Origin of the sequence: Nocardia grenadensis (genome assembly GCF_050942415.1) — a bacterium.
Taxonomy (GTDB): Bacteria; Actinomycetota; Actinomycetes; order Mycobacteriales; family Mycobacteriaceae; genus Nocardia; species Nocardia grenadensis.
Window position 1 is genome coordinate 2,665,885 of record NZ_CP192054.1, and the last position, 25,684, is coordinate 2,691,568.

General features: G+C 67.9%; 25 protein-coding genes. 12 read left to right on the plus strand and 13 right to left on the minus strand.

The annotated features are described in order from the left end of the window. Positions 1-134 precede the first annotated feature (134 nt). Genes ACQPYS_RS12030 through ACQPYS_RS12040 form a run of 3 tightly spaced genes read left to right on the plus strand, consistent with a single transcriptional unit; the run spans position 135 to position 1,200 of the window. Complete coding sequence (locus ACQPYS_RS12030) at positions 135-551, plus strand: phage holin family protein (protein ID WP_431938916.1); 417 nt, start codon at positions 135-137, stop codon at positions 549-551. 2 nt (positions 552-553) lie between these two features. Beyond that, entirely contained in the window at positions 554-946 is a 393-nt protein-coding gene (locus ACQPYS_RS12035) for a DUF3618 domain-containing protein (protein WP_433492640.1), read from the plus strand. Further along, positions 943-1,200: a DUF4235 domain-containing protein gene (locus ACQPYS_RS12040; protein ID WP_063036263.1), complete on the plus strand. Its 258-nt coding sequence runs from the start codon at positions 943-945 to the stop codon at positions 1,198-1,200. The genes ACQPYS_RS12035 and ACQPYS_RS12040 overlap by 4 nt, the downstream gene beginning before the upstream one ends. Positions 1,201-1,313: 113 nt before the next feature. Here the strand turns inward: ACQPYS_RS12040 and ACQPYS_RS12045 are convergent, their stop codons facing one another. The 4 genes from ACQPYS_RS12045 to ACQPYS_RS12060 all read right to left on the minus strand — a co-directional run bounded on the left by ACQPYS_RS12045 (position 1,314) and on the right by ACQPYS_RS12060 (position 4,700). Further along, a complete protein-coding gene (locus ACQPYS_RS12045) occupies positions 1,314-2,840 on the minus strand; it encodes a sulfatase family protein (RefSeq protein WP_063036264.1) in 1,527 nt (508 codons plus the stop codon). 299 nt (positions 2,841-3,139) lie between these two features. Then, complete coding sequence (locus ACQPYS_RS12050; protein WP_157107220.1) at positions 3,140-3,472, minus strand: hypothetical protein; 333 nt, start codon at positions 3,470-3,472, stop codon at positions 3,140-3,142. Beyond that, complete coding sequence (locus tag ACQPYS_RS12055; RefSeq protein ID WP_433492641.1) at positions 3,459-3,842, minus strand: Zn-ribbon domain-containing OB-fold protein; 384 nt, start codon at positions 3,840-3,842, stop codon at positions 3,459-3,461. The genes ACQPYS_RS12050 and ACQPYS_RS12055 overlap by 14 nt, the downstream gene beginning before the upstream one ends. Positions 3,843-4,094: 252 nt before the next feature. After that, positions 4,095-4,700 carry a TetR/AcrR family transcriptional regulator gene (locus tag ACQPYS_RS12060; protein WP_245664546.1) on the minus strand — a complete coding sequence of 202 codons (606 nt, stop codon included), beginning with the start codon at positions 4,698-4,700 and terminating at the stop codon, positions 4,095-4,097. Positions 4,701-4,872: 172 nt separating this feature from the next. Between ACQPYS_RS12060 and ACQPYS_RS12065 the strand changes: the two genes are divergently transcribed. The 4 genes from ACQPYS_RS12065 (at position 4,873) to ACQPYS_RS12080 (ending at position 7,583) form a co-directional block, all read left to right on the plus strand. Next, on the plus strand, positions 4,873-6,096 hold the full coding sequence (locus ACQPYS_RS12065; protein WP_063036267.1) for an alkane 1-monooxygenase: 1,224 nt from the start codon (positions 4,873-4,875) through the stop codon (positions 6,094-6,096). Then, positions 6,096-6,275 (plus strand): rubredoxin, encoded by a 180-nt coding sequence (locus ACQPYS_RS12070; RefSeq protein WP_063036268.1) that lies wholly within the window; start codon positions 6,096-6,098, stop codon positions 6,273-6,275. Before ACQPYS_RS12065 ends, ACQPYS_RS12070 begins: the two co-directional genes overlap by 1 nt. A gap of 1 nt (position 6,276) precedes the next feature. Further along, positions 6,277-6,462 (plus strand): rubredoxin, encoded by a 186-nt coding sequence (locus ACQPYS_RS12075; RefSeq protein WP_063036269.1) that lies wholly within the window; start codon positions 6,277-6,279, stop codon positions 6,460-6,462. Between the two features lie 602 nt (positions 6,463-7,064). Then, complete coding sequence (locus ACQPYS_RS12080; protein WP_433492642.1) at positions 7,065-7,583, plus strand: hypothetical protein; 519 nt, start codon at positions 7,065-7,067, stop codon at positions 7,581-7,583. 168 nt (positions 7,584-7,751) lie between these two features. Here the strand turns inward: ACQPYS_RS12080 and ACQPYS_RS12085 are convergent, their stop codons facing one another. Further along, on the minus strand, positions 7,752-8,219 hold the full coding sequence (locus ACQPYS_RS12085) for a nuclear transport factor 2 family protein (protein ID WP_433492643.1): 468 nt from the start codon (positions 8,217-8,219) through the stop codon (positions 7,752-7,754). A 39-nt stretch (positions 8,220-8,258) separates the two neighbouring features. Continuing rightward, entirely contained in the window at positions 8,259-8,744 is a 486-nt protein-coding gene (locus tag ACQPYS_RS12090; RefSeq protein WP_433492644.1) for a nuclear transport factor 2 family protein, read from the minus strand. A 101-nt stretch (positions 8,745-8,845) separates the two neighbouring features. On the opposite strand from ACQPYS_RS12090, the gene ACQPYS_RS12095 reads away from it, so the two are divergent. Both ACQPYS_RS12095 and ACQPYS_RS12100 read left to right on the plus strand, forming a co-directional pair. Next, positions 8,846-10,570 (plus strand): AMP-binding protein, encoded by a 1,725-nt coding sequence (locus ACQPYS_RS12095; protein WP_433492645.1) that lies wholly within the window; start codon positions 8,846-8,848, stop codon positions 10,568-10,570. A 61-nt stretch (positions 10,571-10,631) separates the two neighbouring features. Further along, positions 10,632-11,507, plus strand: coding sequence for an LLM class F420-dependent oxidoreductase (locus tag ACQPYS_RS12100; RefSeq protein ID WP_433492646.1), 876 nt, complete (start codon positions 10,632-10,634; stop codon positions 11,505-11,507). Between the two features lie 71 nt (positions 11,508-11,578). Here ACQPYS_RS12100 and ACQPYS_RS12105 read toward each other — a convergent pair whose 3' ends face one another. Continuing rightward, positions 11,579-12,313, minus strand: coding sequence for a cache domain-containing protein (locus ACQPYS_RS12105; protein ID WP_433492647.1), 735 nt, complete (start codon positions 12,311-12,313; stop codon positions 11,579-11,581). After that, on the minus strand, positions 12,310-13,062 hold the full coding sequence (locus ACQPYS_RS12110; protein ID WP_433492648.1) for a FadR/GntR family transcriptional regulator: 753 nt from the start codon (positions 13,060-13,062) through the stop codon (positions 12,310-12,312). Before ACQPYS_RS12110 ends, ACQPYS_RS12105 begins: the two co-directional genes overlap by 4 nt. 222 nt (positions 13,063-13,284) lie before the next feature. On the opposite strand from ACQPYS_RS12110, the gene ACQPYS_RS12115 reads away from it, so the two are divergent. After that, positions 13,285-13,674, plus strand: a complete 390-nt coding sequence (locus ACQPYS_RS12115; RefSeq protein ID WP_433492649.1) for a hypothetical protein — start codon at positions 13,285-13,287, stop codon at positions 13,672-13,674. Between the two features lie 51 nt (positions 13,675-13,725). Here the strand turns inward: ACQPYS_RS12115 and ACQPYS_RS12120 are convergent, their stop codons facing one another. Then, on the minus strand, positions 13,726-15,507 hold the full coding sequence (locus tag ACQPYS_RS12120; protein ID WP_433492650.1) for a thiamine pyrophosphate-requiring protein: 1,782 nt from the start codon (positions 15,505-15,507) through the stop codon (positions 13,726-13,728). Positions 15,508-16,111: 604 nt separating this feature from the next. Between ACQPYS_RS12120 and ACQPYS_RS12125 the strand changes: the two genes are divergently transcribed. Then, positions 16,112-16,816: a hypothetical protein gene (locus ACQPYS_RS12125; protein WP_433492651.1), complete on the plus strand. Its 705-nt coding sequence runs from the start codon at positions 16,112-16,114 to the stop codon at positions 16,814-16,816. Positions 16,817-17,100: 284 nt separating this feature from the next. On the opposite strand, the gene ACQPYS_RS12130 is transcribed toward ACQPYS_RS12125, so the two are convergent. After that, positions 17,101-17,448 (minus strand): hypothetical protein, encoded by a 348-nt coding sequence (locus tag ACQPYS_RS12130; RefSeq protein ID WP_433492652.1) that lies wholly within the window; start codon positions 17,446-17,448, stop codon positions 17,101-17,103. Positions 17,449-17,722: 274 nt separating this feature from the next. Further along, on the minus strand, positions 17,723-19,465 hold the full coding sequence (gene ctaD, locus ACQPYS_RS12135) for an aa3-type cytochrome oxidase subunit I (protein ID WP_433492653.1): 1,743 nt from the start codon (positions 19,463-19,465) through the stop codon (positions 17,723-17,725). A 288-nt stretch (positions 19,466-19,753) separates the two neighbouring features. On the opposite strand from ctaD, the gene ACQPYS_RS12140 reads away from it, so the two are divergent. Then, complete coding sequence (locus ACQPYS_RS12140) at positions 19,754-23,029, plus strand: protein kinase domain-containing protein (RefSeq protein ID WP_433492654.1); 3,276 nt, start codon at positions 19,754-19,756, stop codon at positions 23,027-23,029. A gap of 34 nt (positions 23,030-23,063) precedes the next feature. On the opposite strand, the gene ACQPYS_RS12145 is transcribed toward ACQPYS_RS12140, so the two are convergent. After that, on the minus strand, positions 23,064-23,687 hold the full coding sequence (locus tag ACQPYS_RS12145) for a TetR/AcrR family transcriptional regulator (protein WP_169811899.1): 624 nt from the start codon (positions 23,685-23,687) through the stop codon (positions 23,064-23,066). A gap of 140 nt (positions 23,688-23,827) precedes the next feature. Continuing rightward, positions 23,828-25,678 carry a PIG-L family deacetylase gene (locus ACQPYS_RS12150; RefSeq protein WP_433492655.1) on the minus strand — a complete coding sequence of 617 codons (1,851 nt, stop codon included), beginning with the start codon at positions 25,676-25,678 and terminating at the stop codon, positions 23,828-23,830. Positions 25,679-25,684: the final 6 nt, after the last annotated feature.

Genomic DNA, 25,684 nt, shown 5'->3' on the forward strand with positions numbered 1-25,684 from the left:
GCGGCGGCCAATAGGGGAGAGCGCCCGGCCCGTGGCCGGGGCGCCGGCTGCGGACCGGATGGACTTCCGCCCGGTCACGGTGTCGTTTGGCTCGGGGTCCGGCGGGTATCCGCCCGCCGGACAGGAGGTAGCACATGACTCGGACGGCACAGCCGCCTACGCGGCAGTCAGCGGACGACCGGTCGGTCGGCGAACTCGTCGATGTGGCCACCATCCAGGTGAGCAGGCTGGTGCGCGACGAAATGCGCCTGGCCAGGCTGGAGATGCAGGAGAAGACAAGCGCCGCGGCCAAAGGCGCCGGGCTCGCGGGCGTGGGTGGGTTGCTGATGTTCTACGGCGGCGCGGCAGTGATCGCGGCCGTGGTCCTGGCGTTGGCGCTGGTCCTGCCCGGGTGGGCCGCGGCCCTGATCGTCGGCGCCCTACTACTCGCCGGTGGGGCCGCCCTCACCTGGTTCGGGAAGCGGAATATCACGGCCGGCGCACCACCGGTGCCCACGGACGCCCTGGCGGGGGCCCGCGCCGATTTCGAGACCGTCACCCACCGGAGGTAGCGATGACCGAGAACGGAGGACGATCCGTCGACGACGACCGGGACGCATTGCGGCGCGACCGCGATCAGGTCCGGGAAGAACTTCGGGAGACGGTGGACGAGCTCGCCGGGAAGTTCGATGTGCGGGCGCGCGCGGAGGAATCCGCGCATCACGCCGCCGACGAGGTGCGGCACCGGGCCGGGGAGGTGGAGCGTACGGTCCGCGATCGCGCCGGTCAGGTGCAGGCGCAGGCCCATCAACTCCTCGAACGGGCCGAAGCCGGGACGCCCGCGCCCGTGGCGGCGAGTGGCCGGAAGACCGCGGCATTCCTGCGCGGTTATCCGGTACCGGCCGTGACCGCGGCTCTCGCCGCCGCGGTGGTGGCCTGGGTGATCGTACGAGGCAGGAAATCATGAACCTGCTGTACAAGCCGATCGGCACCGTGGCCGGGGTGCTCGGCGGGATCGCGGCGCACGCGGTGTTCCGTCAGCTCTGGCGCCGGGCCGCCGGACAGGACGAGGCCCCGGCCGCGACTTCTCCCGACTACGGCTGGCGGCAGGTCCTGTTCGCGGCCGCTCTCCAGGGCGCGGTGTTCGGTCTGGTCAAGGCATCCGTCGATCGTGCCGGGGTGCTCGCGTACCACCGGATGACCGGGAAATGGCCGACCTGAGAGATCGGGATCGACGGCGGCGCCCGCCCGCCGTCGAACCGAACAACGGTGGCCGCGGCGTGCGGAGCTCAGCGGCCGGGTCCGGCCCCGTCACGGTGACCGTGATCCGGCAATCAGCGGCAGGTGATCCCGGCGCAGGCAGTGAGGGTGGTCAGGCGCCGGTCGAGGGTGGCGACCAGGCCGGCGTGTGCGGCGCGTCCCTCGGGGGTCTTGATGAGGTTGGTCAGCTGGTACGGGTCCGTGTGCAGGTCGTACAGCTCGTATTCGCGCTGGTCGAGCGGGCGTTCTCGTTCGTACCAGCGGGCGTAGAGGTAGCGGTCGGTGCGGACGGCGCTCCAGGACGGCATATCGAGCGTGTAGATGAGCGGGGTGTCGGTGCCCGGAATCTGTTCCTGGGCTATGCCGTCGCGGCCCGTGCTACCCGGACCCCCGTACTCGGCGACGAAATCATTACGCCATCCGGTGGTTTCGCCGGCCAGTACGGGTGTCAGGGAGCGGCCGTCGATCCGGTCGGGGATCGGGAGGCCGGCCCAGTCGAAGATGGTCGGGGCGAGATCTGTGGACAGGGCCATGGTGCCACGGCGGCCGGGCCGGATTCCGGGCCCGGTGACGGCGAGCGGCACCCGCATGGATTCTTCGTAGGGCGCCATCTTCTGGGTCAGCCGGTGCGCGCCGAGGCTGTAACCGTTGTCGGAGGTGAAGATCAGGTAGGTGTTATCGAGTTCCCCGGTACGGTCGAGAGTTTCGACGATCCCGGCAACCATCTCGTCCAGTGATTTCAACGCCCCGAGCCGATTGGTGTAGTCGGGATCGTTGGTCACGGTGATGGTCGCGGCCCGCGGGCCCGCCGTATCGATCAGCCACGACGGCTTGTCCGATACGTCGGACTCCTGATAGTTCGGGGACCGCGGCGCGGCGGTCGGCCGGGTCTCGGCCACGTGCCGGGGTGCGGGCGGGATCGGGAAGTGCGGCGAGGTGGAGGCGGCGTACCAGAAGAACGGCTGCCCCGCGGCGGCGGCGTCGGTGATGAACTGCTCGGACTTGGCACGGATCACGTCGGTTTCGTAATCCTGCGGCGCCACACCGTATTTCACGAACGTGCCGTTCTCGTTCAGCGTGTAGTTGTAGCCGGAGTACAGGAAGTTGTCGACTCCGGCGTGCCAGTCGTCCCAGCCGGGCGGGATATGCGCGGGGTCGTCTTCCAGCCCGTTGAGGTACTTGCCCGCCATACCGGTTCGGTAGCCCGCGTCGTGCAACGCGGTGGCTATGGTGTGGGATTCGTTGCCCCGGGCGCGGAAGGTCTCGAAGCCGCCGACCTCGCCGGAATTGGTGAGGACACCGGTGTTGTGCCCGTACCGGCCGGTCAGGATGGCGGCACGGGCCGCGCAGCAGATCGGCATCGGCGCGAACGCGTCGGTGAACTCCACCCCGCGATCACGGACGAGTGCGGCGGTCCGCGGCATCGCCTGCCACACCGGCGTGGCCGCCGAATCCAGGTCGTCCGCCAGGATCACGACCACGTTCGGCCGCTGATCGACGGGTTCCGGGGCGGCGGCCACCACGGATACGCCCCCGGTCGCCCCGAGCAGCACCGCGACCACCGCGGACAGGGAATTACGCACTGATCGAGCAGAACCCATGAGAACTCCTCGCGAGCGTTGGTCGACGGCCGTACGAGCCGGTTCCCGGCATCCAGCGGCCACAACCCTAGCCCAGTGAGGCGGGCGGACACCCGCGATCGCGGGCTGGGAGATATGCAGTCGCTCGGCCGGTGGGCGTGTACCCGCGCGGCGCCGACCTCGTCGCCCCCTTGCGTGGAATCGCGGATGCGTTCTTCGCGGCTCGCACACCGGCCCGGCCCGGCGCATGACCCGCGACTCGGGCGGTGCACCGAGGCGCCGGGTTCACCACACGTGGCCGCTTCGGTTCGGCCTCGCCGTCACCGAAGCGATTCCACGTCGCGGTCCGCGCGCCAGGCCTGGGCCAGCAACATCAGCAGGTGCTGTTTCAGCTGAGACGTCCGCGGATCGTCGGACCGTCGCGCGGCCAGCGCCGCACCGGTCATCCGCAGGAACTGCTGCCGGGTGACGCCGAAATTCACGAAGAGTTCCTCGGCGGTGGCGCCGCCGAACGGAGCCCAGCGGATCGCGAAAACGAGCATCGGCTTCGTCCCCGGGAGCAAGGATCTCGTGGCGTCCAGGGCAGCGCACTGCCGTAGTGCGGTCCGGACCCATGTGGTGGCAACGGAGAAGTCGGTGTCAGGTGCGGGCATGTTCGCCTCCGGAGCGGTCGGCGGCGCGGTGGCCGGGGGTGTCGGTCTCGGTGACGACCGCGAAAACCGGGAATCTGCCGTCCCGTGGCCGCGGCCGGAAACGCACCCGTACCGGGCCGCTGGTGACCAGCGGAACGTGGCCTTCGATCGAGGTGTACACCCACGGGCCGTCGTCGAGTTCGACCACGGCGACCGTCAGCAGCGTCGTCTCCCCACGCCCGCCGATGACGCCGCGATCCACCACCCGCCACGACAGGATCGAACCGGCGCCGCTGGACGGCACCCATTCCAGGCTGTCGGACGCGCACGACGCGCAGTCGACGGTCAGCGGTGCGTAGAGCCTGTCGCACCGTGCGCACCGGCGGATCATCAATAGGTCTTCCGAGGGCGGAACGCCCACGTAGCCGCTGGTGCCTGTGTGGTTCGAATCGGAGGGGTACATGGAGACCTTCACGGAGGGAGCCGACGGATGCCTCCAGCGTGCTCGGCGTGTGTTATCTCGACCACGGTCGAATGACCGGGGGTATACCTATTTGTGACGTGAACCCCGGCAATTCCGTAACACGGGGCGCCGCCCGTCCGGGCCGTTCGGTGGGGATCACCGACGGAGTCGGCGCCGTTCCTAGTGGTCGCGGTGGAACAGTGGCCCCGCGACCAGGGCTATCTGAGCGACGGCGCGGTCGATGGTCCCGGCGGGCTGGAAGAGGTGGCTCAGTGCCAGCCGCACCACCGCTTCGACCCGAGTGTCGAGCTCCGGCTCGTTGAACGCGTCGAGGGGATACCGGGCGCGGAGGATGGCGGTGAACGCGGCGGTGGCCCGGCCCAGTACGGGTTCGGGTTCGGTCATCAGGGTGGGGAGCAAGGTGGTGTCGGCGCCGGAGCGGCCGGCGAGCACCGCCTTGAGCAGGGTGTTGTCGGCCGCACTGCGGAGGGTGTATTCGGCGGCGGCGGTGATCCCGGCGAGCAGGTCGCCGGGCTCGGCGGTGACGGTTTCGGTGACACCGGCGAGGAAGGAGTCGAGTTCCCCCGCGATGACGACCTCGGCCAGATCCTGTTTGGTGCCGATCTCCTTGTAGAGCACGGGGCGGCTCACCCCGACCTCCTTGGCCACCCGGGACATGTTGACCGCGCCCCACCCCTCGGTGCAGGCCAATTCGCGCGCGGTCTCGATCACTCGCTCCCGGAGTAGTCGGCGCATCTCGTTCTGGAAATTCGGCGCGTCAGCCACGGCAATCACCTTACATCACATGCGCGAATGTTCTTCTATTGACAGAGATGGCATACATGTATGTAATTAATACACTTATATGCAAAGTGTAAAGGACGGTGCCGGTGATGCGCGCGCCGACCGAGGCGCCCGTCGCCGAAGCGGCGGCCGCACGGAAGTGAGGAGGGCGACGATGACGACGTCCGAGCAGAGTTCGCACGACGCGGTGACGCCGCAGTGGCGCGACCGAAAGCGGTACCTGTGGTTGTTCGGGCTGGTGGCACCCACCTCGCTCGGTCTGGCCGCGGTGCTGGTGTGGGCGAGCCACCGGCTGGGGTGGGACCGGCCGGCGGCGGTGTGGTGGTGGATCGGCCCACTGCTGGTCTATGTGCTGCTGCCGATCCTGGACCGGTTCTTCGGGCCCGACGGCCAGAACCCGCCCGAAGAGGTGATGGAACAACTGGAGCGCGATCGCTACTACCGCTGGTGCGTCTACGCCTTCATCCCGTGCCAGCTGGCCAGCTTGGTGTTCGCCGGCTACCTGTGGACCGCACCGGACCTCTCCTGGCTGGGTATCGAGGGCGGGCTCGGACTGTGGTCGAAGATCGGGGTCGCGCTCACCGTCGGTGTCATGGGTGGTGTGGGTATCAACACCGCACACGAGCTCGGGCACAAGAAGGACGAACTCGAACGCTGGCTGTCCAAGATCACGCTGGCGCAGACCGGTTACGGGCATTTCTATATCGAGCACAACCGCGGTCATCACGTCCGGGTCGCCACGCCCGAGGACCCGGCCAGCGCCCGGTTCGCCGAATCCTTCTGGAGTTTCCTGCCGCGCAGCGTATGGGGTGGGCTGCGGTCGGGGTGGGCGCTGGAGCGAACGCGGTTGCAGCGGATGGGCAAAAGCCCGTGGACCCTTCGCAACGATGTGCTCAACGCGTGGGCGATGACGGTGGTGTTGTGGGGTGTGCTGGCGGTGTTGTTCGGACCGGGCGTACTGCCGTTCCTGCTGCTCCAGGCCGTCTACGGATTCTCGCTACTGGAGACGGTGAACTATCTCGAGCACTACGGCCTGCTCCGGCAGCGCACGGAATCGGGCCGCTACGTCCGGTGCACGCCCGAACACAGCTGGAACTCCGATCACCTGGTGACCAATATCTTCCTCTTCCACCTGCAGCGGCACAGCGACCATCACGCGGCGCCCACCCGTCGGTACCAGACCCTGCGCAGTATGGATGGCGCGCCCGAACTGCCCGCCGGCTATGCCGGCATGATCACCCTGGCCTACTTCCCGCCGCTGTGGCGGAAAGTGATGGACCATCGCGTGCTGGCCCATTACCGGGGCGATATCACGCGGGTGAACATCCAGCCGAGCAAGCGGCAGCGCGTGCTCGCCCGGTACGGGGTCGCGAGCTGATGGCGGTCTTCTCCTGCCCGGTGTGCGATTACCGCTACGACGAAACCACCGGCGCCCCGCGCGAAGGTTTCCCCGCGGGCACGGCGTGGTCGGCGGTGCCCGACGACTGGTGCTGCCCGGACTGCGGTGTGCGAGAAAAAATCGATTTCGAACCGGCCGTCCCGATGAAAGGACAGTGATATGACCACCGGATACAAATTGTTCCAGTGCGTGCAATGCGGTTTCGAATACGACGAAGCGCTCGGCTGGCCCGAGGACGGTATCGCGCCCGGCACCCGCTGGGACGATATTCCAGACGACTGGTCGTGCCCCGATTGCGGAGCGGCGAAAGCCGATTTCTTCATGGTCGAGGTGGACCGCGCCTGAACGGATCACCGAAGCCACCGATTCGGCTCCGGCCGCTGGGCTCAGTAATGGGCCTCGTCGACGCTGCCGCCGAGCAGGGCCGCGGTCGTCGGCTCGGAGGCGTCGGCGATCGTGCACGATCACGGATTGGCCGAGTTCCCGCCGCGACCGCGGCATGTCCGCCCACCGGCCGGCACCCGGCCACCCGCGTGCCGCGTTCGCTGACATAGGCGACACCCGCTCATCCGGCACTTCGATCTCTACCCGGAGGACGGGGTCCGCCCGAGAACCACCGTCCCGCCACCGGCGAAGCCGCGCGCGAAGGACCCGGACATGACGCGCCGCCGGCACGGGCCGGCGGTTCGGATCCGGCCGCTCGACCGCTTCCTCCCGTCCACCCACCGGTGCACTTCGGGTACCGCGCGGCGCGGACCGTGCGTGCCGTCGTCTCGACCCTTTGACCGCAAAGGATCGGGCGCTGCCGGTCGGTATGGTTGCCGAGGCACCGGGAGGCTGTCCCTCTTCGTGATCACGGTTTAGTAACAGGTGTGGTGGGTAGCACGGCCGATGTCGGCGCTCCGACGCACTACCGGAGCGAGTAGCGCACCCAGTGAGGAGCCGTGATGGCCAACGGATACCGCGAGTCGGATCTCGAGTCGGAAGTGTTACCGCTGTCGGGAATGCGGTTGCAGTGGCGCGGCACCGACCGCTGCTTCCGGGTGACCCAGCCGCGACCGGGCGGGGAAATCGTCACCGAGGCCGGCGAGGACGAGCTGCTGTGGCGGTCGTGGTCGGGTCGCGCGGATATGGCCGTCGGCGTGTCGGGGCCGACCGAATCGAATACCCCGGGCCGGTGGTGGGTGGTGTGGGGCGAATACGTGGGTGACCCGGTGACGGTCGTACTCGCCGACGGCGCCGCACCTCCGGTGCGGATCGTGGGCGGATTGTGGGTCAGTGAATGGAACGGACCCGAACAGGCCGCGGTGGTCACCACGGCGACGCGGCGCACCGAGGTGCGCTTCGCGCCGCCGTCGTTCCTGCCCCCGCCGCTGGCCGCGCTGGGCGATGGCACGAGCGGCTGCTGGGTGCACGTGGCGACCCCGGCCGTCTTCCGTCGCCGCGGCACCGTGGCCCACGCGTAAGCTGCTGCGGCCCTGCATGCCCGGTCGCCCGGCGCGATCCCGGCGATGATCGCCGATACGATGACCCCGGTGGCATTCGAACACGCTCATATCCGGATCGGGTTGATCACCGTGGCCGGTTTCCTGACCGCTTTCGCACCGGCCCGACCAGGCACCTGACGACCGCGATCACCCGGTGGTCCCGTGCGGCGCCGACCGGGTCACCGGCACGTCCTCGGCGAAGTCGACCACGAGGTCCCGCCGGAAGAACAACCAGGCGCCTCCGGCACGGACGAAGGTGTCCCGGTATCGGAGGGCGAGGCGATGATCCCGGTGACCGTCACCGCGCGGATAGATATGGTGTGCCGTGCAATAGGTCTCACCGTGCGCGTCGTGGGCGGTGGCGGTCTCGATAACCTGCTGCTCGACGACGTGCCGGGTGGCCACCAGGTGCGATACCGCTTCCACCACCGATCGGGCCACCAGCGCCCGGCCGCGCAACTCCCTCGGTGCGTTCGTGCCGTTCAGTTCGGGCGGCCGCACGAGCACCACATCCGGCGCGAACAAAGATTCCAACGCCGTGGGATCCCGGCGGTCGACGGCCAGCGCGTATCGCGCCACGAGCGTGCTCATGGCGAGACGGTCGGTGGGCTCCATCCGCTTCCTCTCGGCTCGATGCGCTTCGGCGCAGGTCGGTCACGGCGCACGTCGCGCATGCTCGCTGAGGTCACCGGTGTGGTCGATACAGCACAATCGACGGGTGAATCGCCAGCGCCCGGCCCGGAATGCGAACTCGTCGAAGTAGCGGCCGGTGAGAATGGGTTGTAGCGGTAGCTCGCCGGCCGCCTGCACCACGGTCACATACGACAGCGCGGTCGCCTCGGTGTCGGTGTCCGCGACCCGGATCCGGACATTCGTGGTGAGATGTTTGGTCCGCGGTGAGGCCGGGGCACCGTGCATTTTGATGAATCTCCGATTGGCGTCCAGTACCGCCCGCGCGTCCGCGACGATGGGTTCGCCGATCGGCACCCCCGCACCGTCGCACATGCCGTACACCGCGTCCGCGAACAACTCCGCCACCTCGTCGAGCGCCCCCCGGTCGATCAGATGGGAGTAGGCGAAAATCAGGTCCCTGATCGCCTCGGTCGCGGCCAGCCGGGTGATGGTGCGCTCGAGTTCCATGGGCAGAAGATCTCACGGATCACCGCGGGCGCGCGGCACCTTTCCACTGGCCGAGACCGGACCGACGAGCCGGGCGCCGAAGTGGCTAGCGTCGGTTCGGGATGGACAGGATTCGGAGGGCATCCGGGACGAGGACAGGAGCCGAGTTGGAACGTGTGACGATAGCGGAGATGCTGCTCGATCGTCTCGGCGACACCCACCGGGGTGTACGAACCCGGGAACGGGACTGGACCTGGGACGAGACGGTGCGCGAGAGCGCGGCCCGGGGCGCGCTGGCCACCTCGCTGCGCGTCGACGGTCCGTTCCATATCGGCGTGCTGCTCGAGAACACTCCCGAGTACCTGTTCTGGCTGGGTGGGGCCGCCCTGACCGGCGCGGTGATCGCCGGCATCAACCCGACCCGGCGCGGCGCCGAACTCGAGGCCGAGATCCGCTATGTCGACTGCCAATTGATCGTCACCGACTCCGCGGGTATGGCGAAGATCGCTGATCTGGACCTCGGGCTGAGCGCGGACCGTTTCCTCCTCGTCGACACACCGTCCTACCTCGACCGGGTGGCCACACACCGGGTCGATGAGCCCACGGTCGGCTCGACGGTGCACGAATCGGCGCTGTTCCTGCTGCTGTTCACTTCCGGAACCACCGGTCTGTCGAAGGCGGTGCGGTGCAGCCAGGGACGGCTGGCGCGACTCGCGTACGCGAACACCGAGAAGTACGGCCATACGCGCGCGGATGTCGACTACTGCTGTATGCCGCTGTTCCACGGCAACGCGCTGATGGCGCTGTGGGCACCCGCCCTGGCCAACGGTGCGACCGTCTGCCTCACCCCGAAATTCTCCGCCTCCGGATTCCTGCCGGATGTGCGGTTCTTCGGCGCCACGTTCTTCACCTATGTGGGCAAGGCATTGGGGTACCTGATGGCGACCCCGGAGCGGGCCGACGATATCGACAACACCCTCGTCCGCGGATTCGGCACCGAAGCCTCGCCGGAAGACCGGGTGGAGTTCGCGCGCCGATTCGGGGCCGAGTTGATGGAGGGTTACGGTTCGTCGGAGGGTGCCGGGTCGGTGCGGCCCGACCCGGACACCCCGGCGGGCGCGCTGGGCCGGCCGGCCCACGCCGATATCGCCGTCGTGCATCCGGAGACCCGCCGGGAATGCGCCCGGGCGCGACTCGACCGGCACGGCCGGGTGCTCAACCCGGACGAGGCCATCGGCGAAATGGTCGACAAGGGCGGCGCGAAACGATTCGAAGGGTACTACAAGAACGAATCCGCGGTGGCCGAGCGAATCCGGCACGGCTGGTACTGGACCGGTGACCTCGGCTATATCGACGAGGCCGGGTTCCTCTACTTCGCCGGCCGGCGGGGCGACTGGATCCGTGTGGACGGGGAGAACATTTCGGCACTGTTGATCGAGCGCATCCTGCGGCGGCACCCGAAGATCATCGCGACCGGTGTGTACGCGGTGCCGGACCCGCGGTCGGGCGATCAGGTGATGGCCGCGATCGAGGTCGCCGAGGTCTCCGATTTCGATCCCGCCGAGTTCGCCGCGTTCCTGGCCGGTCAGGACGATCTCGGTACCAAATCGGCGCCCCGGTTCGTGCGGGTGTCGGCGAGGTTGCCGGTCACCGGGTCGAACAAGGTGCTCAAGCGGGAATTGCAGGCCCGGTTGTGGCGTGGTGACGAACCGGTGTTCCACCGGGTGGGTCGTGCGGCACCCGAGTACGTACCGCTGACCGAAGCAGACCGGCAGGCGCTCGAATGCGAATTCCACGCCCACGGCCGCGCGAGATTCCTACCGGAGCCGGGTGTCGCCCGGCCGTGACGCGGTTTCCGGGAAGTCCGCAGCGCGTCGCACGCGCCGGTGTATGCGAAGGAGACAGGGTATGAAGCTCGGTGTGGTGATCCCGGTCGAACTGGGGTCGAGCGGAGAACCGGAGCAGATCCTGCGCTTCGCCCACGCGGCGGAGTCACTCGGATTCGACGAGATCTCCGCCGTGGAACATTCGGTGGTCGTCGCGGATACCGGCAGTGTGTACCCCTACTCACCGACCGGCAGATCACCACTGCCCGACGACTGCGATATCCCGGACCCACTGGAACTGCTGTCGTTCGTCGCCGGTGCGACCACGACGCTGGGCTTGTCCACCGGCGTTCTGGTGTTGCCCAACCACAATCCGGTGGTTCTCGCCAAACGGCTGGCGACGCTGGACCGGCTCTCCGGCGGACGGCTGCGCGTCTGCCTCGGTCTCGGGTGGATGCGTGAGGAGGTCGAGGCGTGCGGTGGACGATTCGATCGTCGCGGCAGGATCGCCGACGAGGCCATCGCGGTGATGCGGGCACTGTGGGCCGGCCGCGACGGTGTGGACTTCGCCGGTGAGTACTTCTCGTTCACCGGTGCGCACAGCTGGCCCAAACCGCACCGGGAGTCCGGTGTCCCGCTGTACATCGGCGGCCACAGTGCCGCGGCCGCGCGACGGGCCGGCGGGCTGGGTGACGGCTTCCAGCCGTTGGGGTTGGTCGGCGCGGAACTCGATACGGCGATCGGCGTGATGCGTGCCGCGGCCACTCGGGCCGGGCGTGATCCCGCGGAGATCTCCCTGGTGCTCGGCGCCACGTTGCGACGGCTGGGCGGGGCGGAGCTCGACCGGGCACGTGGACTGGGCGCCGATCGGATCGTGCTGTCGGCGTCGCGCGGTGCCACCTCCATGGATCTGGTGATCGAGGAGATGGCCGAGTGTGCGAAGCGGTTGGGCCGCTGAGCATTTCGCGGTCGAAACGAGCGGCTATCGGAGAATTGCCGCCGCGCTGCCGGACCGCGACAGTGGCCGTCTCAAGGCGTCGAGGTGCCCTCCAGCCGGCACAGTGACCAGGGCAGCGCGTCGATCGGCACCCCGGCACCGGTCCAGTCGCCGCGGCCGGTCCGGGAGCCCGGGGGGAGTCCCGGATCGGTGGCCAGGATGACGCGGCCCTCGTCGTTGACGAGTACGAGGGCGAGGCCCGCGGCGCGGAACCGGGGGAGCAGGACCTCTTGCATCGCGCCGACCGGCACATCGGCCCCGGCTACCCCGAGGAACTGTCCCGGTGCGTTGGTGACCGGAACCGCGAACGTGCACACGTATTGGTCGGTGCACGCGAAATCGATATAGGGCCCGTGCACCCAGCGGCGTCCTTCGTCACGTGGGACCAAGTACCAGTCCATCTGGGTGTAGTCGTAGAAGTATTCGCTCTGCGGGCTCAGCTCGGGGTTCAGCCGCTGGGGTCCGTGTCCCGCCTGCATCTGCCACCACTCCAGGAACCGGGGACGGTCGGCGAGCACACCGTCGGCGATGACCACGCCCGCCCCGTCGAACAGCTCGCCGACCTCCTCCAGCTCATGGGTGATGGGCTCGCGCAGCGGCGCCAGATCGGCCGAACGGGGAAGGGCTCGCCGTGTCCGGGTGGCCTCGTCCCAGACGTGTGCCAGCGCGGTCCCTATCGTCGTGAGCGGCAGATAGATCTGCTCGGCCAGCTCTGCCACGGCGGAAGCGAGCGACTCGATGGTCGGAGGTCTTGGATTGTCCGTCATCGATCACTGAGCTCCATACGTAGGGCGATGAGTCGACGGATGCGGGATTCACTATGCGATTCTGCCAGCTCCCGGGCCTCGGCATCATCCTCGCGTTCGATGGCGCGTACCAGGTCGCTGTGGACGGCCGCCTCGGCGGCCGGATCCAGTTCCAGTCGCGGCAGCCAGACCAGCGCGGAGAGCTCGGCCTGCAGATCGACCTGGGCCCGGGTGAGTCTGGTGGACTGCGCGCATACGGCCATCTCGATATGGAAGCGGCTATCGGCTCGGCGGGCCGCGACGGGTTCGGTGCTGGTCCGCAACCGGTCGGTCAGCGCGTGGAGCCGGGCGATATCGGCCCGCCCGACGCGGCGGGCGGCGAAGACCGCGGCCGCGCCGACGATGGCGAACTGCGCGTCTCCGAGGTCGCGTAATTCCGCGAGACTCATCTGCTGTAACCGTGCCGACGCGGTGTGTTCCAGGACCTCCGCGGACGAACAGATGAAGCTGCCGCCCCCACGTCCGCGTTTGGTGCGGACGATGCCCTGCTGCCGGAGGACGGCCAATGCTTCCCGCAGGGTCATCGTCGATACACCCAGCTGGTCGGCGAGGGTCAACTCGCTCGGCAACTGCTGTCCGTCCACCATCACTCCGAGGCCGATCGCCGCGGTCAGCCGCTGGACCACGGCCTCCGTTTTCGGGCCACTGCCCTCCAGTGGTGACAGAACAGCACTGAGCGCGGTCAGACCCGCGCGTTCCTGCTGGGGCAACGCGACTCCTCTGGTGCGCGGTAGGTGCATCGATTCTAGGACCCGGGACTTGAGATATGAACTATGGAGTCAATAGCAAGACGGCTCCATCTCCGGTCTTTCGAGAACAAATCCACGCTCCAGGTCGCCTATGCCTTGAACTATGGTTTCAGAGGTATTAAATTATCCGGTAGCACTGCTTCGGGTGTCGTCGGTCGCAGTAATGATCAGGAGAGGAACGACATGCACGATCACCCCATTCGCTGTGTCGAGAATCCTCACCGGCAGCATCGTCACGGCGCGGAATCACCCCTGGGCCCGGCGATGCCCACCGAGCAGGCCGGATACGCCGACGGCGCGTCGGCGAGAGCGGACATGTGCCGGACCGAAGTGGACGGGCTCCGCGCCACCTGGCGCATGCTGCGTGACCACGCCATCGCCATCGTCCTCGTCGAGAAACTCTCCGATGCCACCCCGGTGGTCTGCTTCCCTTCCGGCAGGTACCCGGACCTCGCGCGAGCGCGCGAACTCCATCCGGAACTGGCCGGGCTCTGGGATGCGATCCGGCACGAATTCTGGGGACGACTCATGTCGCCGCTGTGCTCGGGCTCGGGGGCCCGCGCCTGGGCCTGACCCCGGCGCGGTCATAGCGGCCCGGATCGGAGAGCCGGCGCCTCCTACCTGTCAGGGCCGGAACTCCTGCGCCTTGGTCTTGGCGCCCTGCACCATCAGATGCCAGGCGTCGGGGTCGCCACGCAGTACCGAGGCGGCCATCTCCTTCATCTGCTCGTAGCTGGCATGCGGGGGAATCGGCGGTACCTCGGGGTCGCATCGGACGTCGAGTAGGACCGGGCCGTCCGCGGCGAGTGCGTAATCCCAGGCACCGCCGATCGCGTCCGGCTTCTCGACCGCGACCGCCTCGATTCCCATCGCCCGGGCGATCTCGCCATAGGAGACATCGGGCAGGCTCTGCGATTCCTCGAACTTCGGTGCGCCGCCCATGGCGCGCAACTCCCAGGTGACCTGGTTGAGATCGTTGTTGTGGAAAACGCAGACAATGAGTCGGCGATCGGTCCACAGATGCTGATAGCGCGCGACGGTCATGAGCTCGGCCAGCCCGTTCATCTGCATGGCGCCGTCGCCGACCAGAGCGATCGCCGGGCGGTCGGGATGGGCGAACTTCGCGCCGATGGCATAGGGCACCCCCGGACCCATGGTGGCGAGGGTGCCCGACAGCGATCCGCGCATCTGATCGCGGAAGCGCAGACAGCGGGCGTACCAGTTGGTGGAGGATCCGGAGTCCGCGGTCACGATGGCGTTGCCGGGAATCCGCTCGGACAGCTCCCACACCACCCGCATCGGGTTGATCGGGTGCGCGTCGAGCATGCTCTGCCGCTCCACGGTGGTCCACCAGCGATCCACGTTCCGCTCGATCCCCTCGCGCCAGGAGCGGTCGTCTTTGCGGTGCAGCAGGGGGATCAGGTGGCGCAGGGTGGTCCGCGCGTCGCCGACCAGATTGGCCTCGGTGGGGTAGCGCATGCCGATCATCGCGCCGTCGAGATCGATCTGTACCGCCCGCGCCTGATCGAGATCGGGCAGGAACTGGGTGTAGGGGAAATTCGAACCGACGATCAGCAGGGTGTCGCAGTCCCGCATCAGTTCGTAGCTGGGCCGGGTGCCCAGCAATCCGATCGATCCGGTGACGAACGGCAGGTCATCGGGTAGGACGTCCTTGCCCAGGAGGGCCTTGGCGATACCCGCGCCGGTCAGATCGGCGACCTCCAGCACCTCCGGCGCGGCGGCGCGGGCGCCTTGGCCGACCAGGATAGCGACCTTCGACCCGGCGTTGAGCACATCGGCGGCATGCCGGATCTCGTCGTCGGCCGGATCGGAGGTGGTCGTCGGTGCCGCGGGCGGGCTGGACGGTACCTGTTTGAACTCGTGTTGCGGTGGCTCGTAGGGCTCCTCCTGGAGATCCGCCGGGATGATGACCGCGGTGGGGGAGCGGCGCGCGATCGCGGTGCGGAAGGCCCGGTCGAGCGCATTCGGCAGCTGGCTGGAGACGTTCACCTCGACCAGATAGTCCGCGGCGACGTCCTTGTACAGCGACTGCAGGTCGACCTCCTGCTGGTAGCTGCCGCCCATTGCGCTACGCGCGGTCTGGCCCACGACGGCCACCACCGGCACATGGTCGAGTTTGGCGTCGTAGAGCCCGTTGAGCAGGTGGATCGCACCGGGGCCGGAGGTCGCGGTACAGACGCCCACCTTGCCGCTGAATTTGGCGTAACCGGTCGCCTGGAATGCCGCCATCTCCTCATGCCGGGCCTGGACGAAACGCGGTGTATTATCCGCGCGGCCGAACGCGGCCACCAGCCCGTTGATACCATCGCCGGGGTAACCGAATACCTGCTCGACTCCCCATTCGCGGAGGCGCCGCAGGACATAGTCGGAGACTTGCTGGGCCATAGCTTCTCCTCGCTGACTGGCGGAGCGGATATCGGATGTCGGCGGTCGTGCTACCCGCTGTGGGCCGAGTCAATCCTGGGTGGATCGGGCCGCGGGTGATTCCGGCGAACCGGTGCCGCGGTGCCCGCCCGGCATATCGCCGTCGGGCTGCTGCCCCACCGGTGCCGGCAGCAGCGTGCGCCGCGGTGGTCCCGGAAATCTGCGGTGAATTGGGGGAGAAACCGCTGCTCGACCTGGCGTCCGGGGATATCCGGCGTTCGATCGATGGTTTCCCGCGCCAGAGCGTCCGCCACCCGTGAAAGGTGCAGAATTCATAATTTCGTCTCGGCCGTGGTGCTGCGCACCGACCCGCGGAAAACGCTACGTCCCGTTCGCGCGCGTAGCACCCACCGGGTGCGCACCCGCAGGGGCCTCTCGCTGCGGAAACGGCGGCTGCATCCGGCCTGCGGGGGACCGCGGACTTCCACCGTGCCGGCACCAGCGGTGCGCGGTGTGGCCCCGGGCTGCTCCCGGGATTTGTTGCGCGAGGGAGGATCCCGTACCTGTGCCGGTAGGGAGCCCGTACGCTGGTCCGGCAAGCATGGGTCAGTGTGGGAGGAATGCGTTGGGTCGCAAAGAGTCGCGGGAAGAACGAGATGTGTCGCCGGAGAACCGCGAAGCCGTCCGCAACAACATCAGGGAGGAACTCGGCGTCCCGCGCACTCTCGAGGGCGCCACACCCGATGAGGTCGCAGCGTGGTTGTCCCGGGTCGAGAACATGATGGAGACCGTCCCCCGGCAGAACCGGCAACCGTTCGACATCACCGACAGCAACGGTGTGACCGATGTGGTCGGCGAGGGGTACATGCTGCGCCGGCTCGCCGATATCCGCAAAGAACTCCAGGCCGGGCTGCGGAACAGCACGGCGCGACGCGAACTCGACCAGATCCAGCAGGTGGCCGAATCCGCGATCCACGATCCGGTGGCGCGGCAGATGGTCGCGGCGCAGATCCAGCGGGCACAGGACGTGGTGGCGAAATCCTCGGTGACCGAGGACGCCCGGGACGCTGCATTGGAGACCGAGTTGCAGAATGTGGTCCGGGATCTGAACGAGCGCCGTGCGCGGATGCGGTGGTCGCTGTTCCAGCGTGAGCCCATCGCCGTACTCATCGGTGCGGTCCTGCTGGTCGGGTTCAGTCTCGTAATGGTGGTCGCGATGTTCACCGATACGCAGGTCCCGGAGATCGTGATGAATATGATCCTGCTGATCCTCGGCTTCTTCTTCGGACAGTCGGCCGCGAGCGGGCGGGGCGGTCGAGGGGAGAGCTGACCCGAAGCGGGCCCACCCATTCGTCGCTGTGGGCAGCCGCTCGGGTACGGCGTTCGCCGGAAGCGGTCTTCCGACGGGAACATCGCCGGGGGCCGCCGGCCCGGCGACGTTCCCCCCCCGCCCGCGTCGTGGGCGGCGGGAGCGTTGGCTGTGGCGGATGGCCGGAATATCCGCCATGCGGTGACGAGGTGTACTTTGCGACCCGTCGATCCCCCGGGACCGTGCGGGTAGGACGGGTGCGCGCTACGCCGGTGCAGACGACAGCGCCGGGGACGGGCGCGTGATCACGGCGTGCTTCCCGTCATGGTCACCACGGTCTCGAGCCAGCCCTCGCGGCGCAGGTCGAACTGCTCGTAGGCGTCGACCGCCGCCACCGGCTCGGCGTGCTGGGTGACGGGTGATGAACGGGTGGGGTCCAGGTCGCCGCGGGCCACCCGGCCCAGCGGACCCGGGATATAGCGGCGATGGTTGCAATTACCGCCCTGCACAGTGAGATTGCGGTTGGTGACCGCACCGATCGGAAAAGCGTCGGAGCCCGGTGGATACACCCCGATGATGCCGACGGCGCCCGCCTTCGCCACCGCGTTCACCGCCCAGCGCAATCCCAGGCTGGCGTGTCGCCGACCAGCCATTGACCGTCACCGGTATTGCCCTCGGGGGCGGCCCGGGTGCGCTCGGATTCGAACGTTTCGGCGTCCGCCGGCAGGTCCCCGGCGGCCGGGCCGGAGTGTGGGCGCTGTGGGTCCACACCGACCGCCTCGATCACCCCGGTCCACCCCGACACCGCCGGTGAGTTCCCGGACCGCGGCCACCGGATCCTCGGCGCCGAAACAGCTCGCACTTCACTCGGAGGTCTTCGTCTTTGTCAGCTCGACACGCCGTCACCAACGTCCATGGTCAGTACACCTAGCCGGTGGTGGGGCCGGGGGGTTGGGACAGTTCCGCGCCGGCGCCGCGGCTGTGGCGGCCGATATGGGACTCGGTGCGGATGCGTTCGGACATATGCGGGTAGTGCAGTTCGAAGGCGGGGCGCTCGCTGCGGATCGGGGGCAGTTCGTAGAAGTTGTGCCGCGGCGGTGGGCAGGTGGTGGCCCATTCCAGAGAGTTGCCGTAACCCCACGGGTCGTCCACGGTGACCACTTCGCCGTAGCGGTAGCTCTTGAAGACGTTCCACACGAAAGTGATCATCGAGACGCCGAGTACGAACGAGCCGACGGTGGACACGGTGTGCAGGGCGGTGAACCCGTCATCGGCCTGGTAGTCGGCGTAGCGGCGGGGCATGCCTTCGGCGCCGAGCCAGTGCTGCACCAGGAAGGTGGTGTGGAAGCCGAGGAAGGTGGTCCAGAAGTGGAGGCGGCCGAGGCGTTCGTCCATGAGCCGGCCGGTCATCTTCGGGAACCAGAAATAGATTCCGGCGAATGTGGCGAACACGATCGTGCCGAAGAGAACGTAGTGGAAGTGTGCCACCACGAAATAGCTGTCGTGTACGTGCCAGTCCAGGGGCGGGCTGGCCAGGATGACACCGGACAGACCACCGAAGAGGAAGGTGACGAGAAATCCGACCGAGAACAGCATCGGTGTTTCGAACGTGAGTTGTCCCTTCCACATGGTGCCGATCCAGTTGAAGAATTTCACGCCGGTCGGCACGGCGATGAGGAAGGTCATGAACGAGAAGAAGGGGAGCAGCACCGCGCCGGTGGCATACATGTGGTGCGCCCACACCGCCATCGACAGGGCGCCGATGCCGATTGTCGCGAAGACCAGCGCGGTGTAGCCGAAAATGGGCTTGCGGCTGAACACCGGGAATATCTCGGAGACGATGCCGAAGAACGGCAACGCGACGATATAGACCTCCGGATGACCGAAGAACCAGAACAGATGCTGCCACAGCAGGACACCCCCGACACCGGGCTCGTAGATATGACCGCCGAGGTGCCGGTCGTAGGCCAGCCCCATGAGCGCCGCGGTGAGGATCGGGAATGCCAGCAGCACCAGAATGCTGGTCACCACGATATTCCAGGTGAATATCGGCATCCGGAACATCGTCATCCCCGGGGCCCGGAGGCACACCACGGTGGTCAGCATGTTCACCGCTCCCAGAATCGTGCCCAGCCCGGAAACCGCCAGGCCCATGATCCACAGATCGCTGCCGACACCCGGCGCGTGCACGATATCGGAGAGCGGCACGTAGCCCGTCCAGCCGAAGTCCGCGGCACCACCCGGAGTGACGAATCCGGCGGTCGCCATGGTGGCGCCGAATAGATACAGCCAGTAGCTCAAGGCGTTGAGCCGGGGAAACGCCACATCAGGTGCCCCGATCTGCAGCGGCAGGACCGCGTTGGCGAAACCGAACACCACCGGCGTGGCATAGAACAGCAGCATGATCGTGCCGTGCATGGTGAACAACTGGTTGTACTGCTCCGGTGACAGGAACTGCAGACCCGGACGGGCCAGTTCCCCGCGCAGCAGCAGCGCCATCAACCCGCCGATCAGGAAGAACACCGTCGCCGTGGTCAGGTACATGATGCCCAGCAGTTTCGGGTCGGTCGTGGTCACCAGCTTCCGGATGGCCGAACCCTTCGGGCCCACCCGTGCCGGGAACGGGCGGGTAGGGGTGAGCGCTGCGGGCCGAGACGGTGTCACTGCCATATGCTCTCCTTCGTCCGAGCCACCGTTTGCGTCCGAACCACTGGTGCCCGCGCCGTTACCCACGCCGCGTCCGGCTAAACCATGCCCGAACGGCCTGGGAAAGTGGGGCAGCGACACCCGGGAAAGCAGTGTGGTCCGGGTTTGCGCGTGTAGGCGCTGAGCGCTTTTTTCCGCATATCGAACCGGGCAGCGGGGGCTTTCTCCGGCCGGGGATATAGTGGATCGGGCAAGAGGTGAGCCTATGGTTTTTTTCGCAACCCACAATGCTGCCCGGGGGCGAATTCACCGATGAGCGGTGAAGACCTGCTCCGTACGCAGCGCGAGACGATATCGTTTCGCGCCGAGCTTGCCGCGGCCGGTTACCTCGATGCGGTGGAAATCGGGCGGGGTGGATTCGGGGTGGTGTATCGCTGCCGGCAGCCGGGGCTGGACCGGACCGTGGCGGTGAAGGTTCTCACCGCGGGGCTGGACGAGGACAATCGAGCCCGGTTTCTGCGGGAGCAGCGGGCGATGGGCCGCTCGACCGGGCACCCGAATATCGTCACCGTGCTGGGGGCGGGCACACTCGCCGATGGCTGCCCCTATCTGGTGATGCCCTACCATCCCTCCGGGTCTCTCGATATGTGGATCCACCGCCACGACCCGCTTTCACCGGATAATGTGCTGCGGATCGGGTCGAAGATCGCCGGCGCACTCGAAACAGCTCACCAGCTCGGGATCGTGCATCGGGATGTGAAACCGGGAAATATTCTGCTCACCGATTTCGGCGAGCCGGCCCTGACCGATTTCGGTATCGCGCATATCGGTGGTGGGTTCGAGACGGCCGCCGGAACAGTGACAGGCTCTCCCGCGTTCACCGCACCCGAGGTACTCGAAGGGGAGCCGTCGACCCCGGCGGCAGATGTCTACGGGCTCGGCGCGACCCTGTTCTGCGCGCTGACCGGGCATGCAGCCTTCGAACGGCGTAGAAACGAGAACCTGGTGGCCCAGTTCCTGCGGATCACCAACCATTCCCTCCCGGACCTGCGGCGCAGCGGTGTCGATGACGAGGTGTCGGCCCTGGTGGAGGCCGCGATGAACCGGGACCCCCGCGAACGGCCCTCCGCGGCGGCGCTGGGCGAGGACATTCGCCGGGTGCAACGGCGCCACGGGAGCCCGACGGGTGAGTCGGCTTTGCCGACCCGATCCGGCCCCGAACTTCCGCTGCCCGGGGGTGCGGCGCCAAATGGGCGGCAGGGGGAGACGGTCGGTGAGAAGACCGGCGGCAATCTGCCACTGGAGCTGACCGGTCTCGTCGGTCGGCGCGCCGAGTTGGCCGAGCTCAAGAGTCATCTGGCGAGGTCGCGGTCGGTCACACTCGTCGGTACCGGCGGCGTGGGCAAGACGCGGGTGGCGCTGAAGGCCGCGTCTCAGGTCCAGCGGGATTTCGCCGACGGTGTGTGGCTGGTCGATCTCGCTGCCGTGACCGAGGCCGGGCTGTTGGTCGACACCGTGGCGGCAACGATCGGTGTCCGCGACGATTCGACGCGGCCGTTACTGGAAACTTTGCTGAACTACCTGTACTCGCGCGAAACGCTGCTCGTCCTGGACAACTGTGAGCACCTTGTCGAGGCGGTCGCCGAACTGACCGAGACGCTACTGGTCTCGTGCCCGGGTGTGCGGACCATCGTCACCAGCCGCGAGCCGCTGAAAATCGCCGGCGAAGTGACCCAGGCGGTAATGCCCCTGCAGATCCCCGAGCCGGATCATCAACTGTCACTGAAGGGGCTGCCCCGCTACGACGCGTTGACGCTGTTCGCCGAGCGCGCCGCGGCGGTCGTCCCGGGGTTCGAGATCAACCAGGACAACATGGCCGCGGTGACCAGCATCTGCGTCAGACTGGACGGCGTACCGCTGGCGATCGAGCTCGCCGCCGCCCGTATGCGCACGCTGTCGCCGGAGCAGATCCTGGATCGCCTGACCGACCGATACGAGCTGCTCACCGGCGGCGCCTTCCGCACCGCGCCGGCCCGGCAACGATCCCTCGAATTGTGCCTCGACTGGAGCTACGACCTGTGCTCGCCGACCGAGCAACGAGCGTGGGCCCACCTCTCGGTATTCGCGGGCAGCTGCGGACTGGACGCGGTCGAGCAAGTGTGCAGTGTGGACTCGGCGCCCGCCGAGATCCTCGATGTGCTCGCCGGTTTGGTGGACAAGTCGATACTGATCCGGGAACAGTCGGGTTCCGTCGTGCGGTTCCGGATGCTGGAGATCCTGCGTGACTACGGCCGGTCCAAGCTACGGGAATCCGGCGAGTACGAGGAGCTGCGCCGGCGGCACCGGGCCTGGTACGAGCGCCTGGCGCTGGACGCGGAGGCCGGTTGGATCGGCCGCGCGCAGCCCGGCTGGATCGCCCGGCTCGACCGCGAACACCCCAATCTGCGCGAAGCCCTCGAATCCGCCCTGGCCGAGGACACCGAGGAAGCGGCGTCGGCAGGCCTGCAGACGGCATCCGCACTGTGGGAGTTCTGGGTGTTCCGCGGCTTCTACGGCGAGGGACGGTCCTGGATCGAGCGGGTGCTGGCCCATCCCGGCGCTCGCTCGATCCCCGATCGGGTGAAGGCACTGCGTGTCGCTATCGACCTGGCAGCGGCGCAGGGCGATTTCCGGTCCGCGGCGACACTGCTCCAAGAGGGCCGGGTGCTGGCCGAACGCGAACCGACCCCGATGCTGCAGGCACAGATGAACCACGCGGCCGCGGGCCTGGCCCTGCTCAGTGGTGATCCCGTACGTGCCGCGCCGCTCCTGGACGCTGCCATCGACGTCTACCGTGCGAACATCACCGGCCATCTCCACATCCATGCCCTGACCATGCTGGGTCTGACGTACGAAATGCGCGGTGAGACGGAGAAGGCTATCGAGCACCAGCAGCGGCTGATCGATATCACCGAGGGGTGCGGCGGAATGCTGTATCGCGCGCTGGCGCTGCGGAGCCTGGGCGTCGCCGAATGGCGCCGCGGCAATATCGACCGTGGGCAAGAGTTGATGGAGGAAGCTCTGCGCGTCGACCGGCCCCTCAACAGCCATTTGGTGCTGACCTTCTGCCTCGAGGCATTGTCCTGGATCGCCTGCCAACGCCATGAAGCCGAGCGGGCGGCGGTGCTCATGGGAGCGGCCCGCCACCTCTGGCCGGCCGGCGGCAGCCGTGGTCGCGTCTTCGACACACTGTCGCATTTCCACGAGGAGTGTGCGCAGTCGGCGCGGAAAACTCTAGGCGACAAGAAGTTCGATGCGGCATTCGAACGAGGCCGCAGGATGAGCGCCGCCACTGCGCGGGCGTACGCACTGCGCGAACAGGCCACCGGCACGACCGCCGGCCCCGACCGGACGGCCCGGTTGACCAAACGCGAGCGGCAGGTCGCCGCCCTGGTCGCCCGGGGTCTCAGCAACCGGCAGATCGCCACCGAACTCGTCGTCTCGCTACGCACCGCCCAGGGACACGTCGAGAACATCCTCACCAAGCTCGGGTTCACCTCCCGTGCCCAGATCGCGGCGTGGATAGTGGACGAGTCCAACCAGGGCTGATCGCTGCGCCACCCGTCCGACCTCGGAGCCGGGCTCAGTCCGCGGCCGGAACCGGGCTCTTCGGGGCCAATCGGACACCGGCCAGGCCGGACCAGCACAAACCGGCGGTCGTGGCCACGGCTTCGTCTTCGGGCAATCGCTTACCGGTGACCACCCAGTCGCGCGCGCACGACTGAGCGATCCCGACTATCTCCGCCGCGATCAGCCATCCCCGCTCGGCCCGCAGCGAGGCCGACGGTGCCATCGCCTGCAGGAGGGCCTCGGTGCAGATCATGGTGGCCTGGCGTGCCATACGCTGCGCCGATGGCTCCTCGGCGTCGGCGGCGCCGGCCAGGAGGGCGGCGCTGCGCGGATGGTTGTCGGCGAAGTCGAACACCGCGGTCACCGTCGCCACCACAATCGATCGCATATCCCGGGCGGGAGCCAAGGCCGCGGTGAGCGTGGCACCCAATACCTGTACCGCCTCGTACAGCACCGCCAGATAGAGTTCGAGCTTGCTCGAAAACGACTTGTACAGCACCGGTTTGCTGATCCCCGCCCGGCAGGCGATCTCGTCCATACTCGCCGCCCGATAACCGCAGGCGGCGAACAACCCGGCCGCCGCGGCCACGATCACGCGCCGCCGCTCCTGCCTCGCCCGCACTATTTCCGCGTTCACCGCACCGACCACCTCCTCGCACATCGACGTTACCGATGACCGGGTCCACCGGCTGCACTGCCCGGGCGGTCTCCGGGCGGGTTTTCGTCACATTCCTGCCCGGTAGCGGTGGCACCGAACTCGAAAGCCACCCCCCGGGGCTAATCCGCAATCGATACACCGGTACGCCGCGCCTGAGCCAGCCCGGCGGTCGAGTCGGCGCTGCGCGCAGCCATCCGGGGTATGACGGGCATCGCCGAGGGCGTCGGCCGGTCCGCCGGCGGACGGTAACCGGCGAGTGTCGCGGTCCCCCATACGTAGGGGTCTGCCTGGGCACTGCCGAATGGCGACCAGGCCAGCCGGGTCTGGCCCGTCTTGTCGTGGGTATCGGAGTTGTAGACCAGAATGTTCATCGCGAATCCGGCCGGGTCCACGGCTGCCGGCAACTCCCGGAACGGGATCCGTACCTCGACGCGGTAACCCCGGTACGGCTCGGTGACCACCGCCGCCACCTGGACCCCCGGTGCTGTCTCGCGCACCGGGCCCTGATGATTGTCGGCGTCGCGCCCGGCCGACGGACCGCACCCGCCGCTCGTATACGGCAGGATGCCGACCTTGAGAGTGGTCGAGGTGTCGTCGGAATCGCCGCGCGGATCGATCGCGATCTCGACCGAGTCGGTGCGCCAGTGCCGTTTGACGTCATCGCATGCCAATGCGGCACCGGTCCGGTGGTCGGTGACCTCGATCAGCACATACAGTTCGTCGCCGTACCTGGACACCTTCGCCTTCGCGGTGCACCGGTTGTCGCCCTGCCAGAGCGCGAGCGGCAGCTCCGGCCCCGGGTACTCGCCGGGCCCCTCGGCACCGTTGAGCATGGGCGCGACGGCGACAGCCGGGATCGTGGTCGTCGGATTCGCCGGGTAATCCGGCTGCGCTCGGTTGGCCAGCCAGGGCAATCCGATTCGGTCGGCCCAGGCGGCGAATTCGGCGTACAACGGCGCCAATCCGCTCTGCCGGTGCACGGCTGCTTCGATGAACCGACCCTGTTCGGCCAGTACGGTGAACCAATCCGAGTCGAGCTGTTGCGGGTCCGGCGGCACCTGCGCGGGCATCGCGGCGAAACCCTGGGTCCGATACAACCGGGCCGCATCGCGCTCTACCTGCGCCCAGGTCGTGCCGTGTTCGCGTGAGCGGGTGCCGGACCATACTCCGATAACCGGCAACCCGGTGGCCGGATCGGTACGTCGCACTTCGGACGGGCCGCGGCCGAGCAACGACCGGAAACCGTAGTTCTGAGCGAGCAGACGGTCGGGAGACCACGGCGTCAGTCCCTCGACGGTGATCTGCTCCGGAAACGCCAGCGGATCGGCCGCCGACCGGAAGGCCTCGATTCCGAGACGGGCCGAAAGCTGATGGCCGCCGTGCTGGTCGAACGGCCGGGGATCCATGATCACGATCACGTGCGGCGTGGTCTGGCGGACCAGTCTCACCAAGCGCGCCAACGTATCCTGTTCACCCCAGATACGCGCGGTCAAGGGTGCGGACAGCGTGTACCAGAAGTCCGGTTTATCGAGGTAGTAGACATTTTCGATACCGACCATGCCGGTCGCCCGGCGCTCCTCGGCCTCCCGGATCAGCCCGAGTTCCGGGCCCTCTTCGGGCCCGGCCGCATTGCCACCGCCCTCGCCGCGGGTAATGGTGACTACGCTGGTACTCCAGCCGAGGTTTTCCCGCCATTGTCCGAAGGTCGACAGATTGAACGACTCGTCGTCCGGATGCGCCCCGATGAACAGCACATCGGTGTGCGCCCGCCGCCGGGCCACCGCTGCCGCGCGCCGATTACCGTCCCGGCCGACGCTGTCCGCGGAGCCGTCCGCGACCAGCCAGGCCGCCGTCAGAGCCGAGGCGAGGACAACACGCCTGCGTAACCGGCCCTCGCCGCCACTCGCCGCCACCATCCCGCTTCCCAGTTCGTTCCACTCCGCGCCACCGGTCGATTCGCGTCGAATCACAGCAGG

Excerpts from the sequence above, each read along its gene's own strand:
- ACQPYS_RS12030 (WP_431938916.1), top strand. The coding sequence starts at position 135 with ATGACTCGGACGGCACAGCCGCCTACGCGGCAGTCAGCGGACGACCGG.
- ACQPYS_RS12085 (WP_433492643.1), bottom strand. The coding sequence starts at position 8,219 with ATGGAGCCCACCGACCGTCTCGCCATGAGCACGCTCGTGGCGCGATAC.
- ACQPYS_RS12055 (WP_433492641.1), bottom strand. The coding sequence starts at position 3,842 with ATGATCCGCCGGTGCGCACGGTGCGACAGGCTCTACGCACCGCTGACC.
- ACQPYS_RS12040 (WP_063036263.1), top strand. The coding sequence starts at position 943 with ATGAACCTGCTGTACAAGCCGATCGGCACCGTGGCCGGGGTGCTCGGC.
- ACQPYS_RS12095 (WP_433492645.1), top strand. The coding sequence starts at position 8,846 with ATGGACAGGATTCGGAGGGCATCCGGGACGAGGACAGGAGCCGAGTTG.
- ACQPYS_RS12080 (WP_433492642.1), top strand. The coding sequence starts at position 7,065 with ATGGCCAACGGATACCGCGAGTCGGATCTCGAGTCGGAAGTGTTACCG.
- ACQPYS_RS12035 (WP_433492640.1), top strand. The coding sequence starts at position 554 with ATGACCGAGAACGGAGGACGATCCGTCGACGACGACCGGGACGCATTG.
- ACQPYS_RS12105 (WP_433492647.1), bottom strand. The coding sequence starts at position 12,313 with ATGACGGACAATCCAAGACCTCCGACCATCGAGTCGCTCGCTTCCGCC.
- ACQPYS_RS12075 (WP_063036269.1), top strand. The coding sequence starts at position 6,277 with ATGACCACCGGATACAAATTGTTCCAGTGCGTGCAATGCGGTTTCGAA.
- ACQPYS_RS12065 (WP_063036267.1), top strand. The coding sequence starts at position 4,873 with ATGACGACGTCCGAGCAGAGTTCGCACGACGCGGTGACGCCGCAGTGG.
- ACQPYS_RS12130 (WP_433492652.1), bottom strand. The coding sequence starts at position 17,448 with ATGGCTGGTCGGCGACACGCCAGCCTGGGATTGCGCTGGGCGGTGAAC.
- ACQPYS_RS12115 (WP_433492649.1), top strand. The coding sequence starts at position 13,285 with ATGCACGATCACCCCATTCGCTGTGTCGAGAATCCTCACCGGCAGCAT.
- ACQPYS_RS12090 (WP_433492644.1), bottom strand. The coding sequence starts at position 8,744 with ATGGAACTCGAGCGCACCATCACCCGGCTGGCCGCGACCGAGGCGATC.
- ACQPYS_RS12100 (WP_433492646.1), top strand. The coding sequence starts at position 10,632 with ATGAAGCTCGGTGTGGTGATCCCGGTCGAACTGGGGTCGAGCGGAGAA.
- ACQPYS_RS12045 (WP_063036264.1), bottom strand. The coding sequence starts at position 2,840 with ATGGGTTCTGCTCGATCAGTGCGTAATTCCCTGTCCGCGGTGGTCGCG.
- ACQPYS_RS12050 (WP_157107220.1), bottom strand. The coding sequence starts at position 3,472 with ATGCCCGCACCTGACACCGACTTCTCCGTTGCCACCACATGGGTCCGG.
- ACQPYS_RS12140 (WP_433492654.1), top strand. The coding sequence starts at position 19,754 with ATGAGCGGTGAAGACCTGCTCCGTACGCAGCGCGAGACGATATCGTTT.
- ACQPYS_RS12120 (WP_433492650.1), bottom strand. The coding sequence starts at position 15,507 with ATGGCCCAGCAAGTCTCCGACTATGTCCTGCGGCGCCTCCGCGAATGG.
- ACQPYS_RS12070 (WP_063036268.1), top strand. The coding sequence starts at position 6,096 with ATGGCGGTCTTCTCCTGCCCGGTGTGCGATTACCGCTACGACGAAACC.
- ctaD (WP_433492653.1), bottom strand. The coding sequence starts at position 19,465 with ATGGCAGTGACACCGTCTCGGCCCGCAGCGCTCACCCCTACCCGCCCG.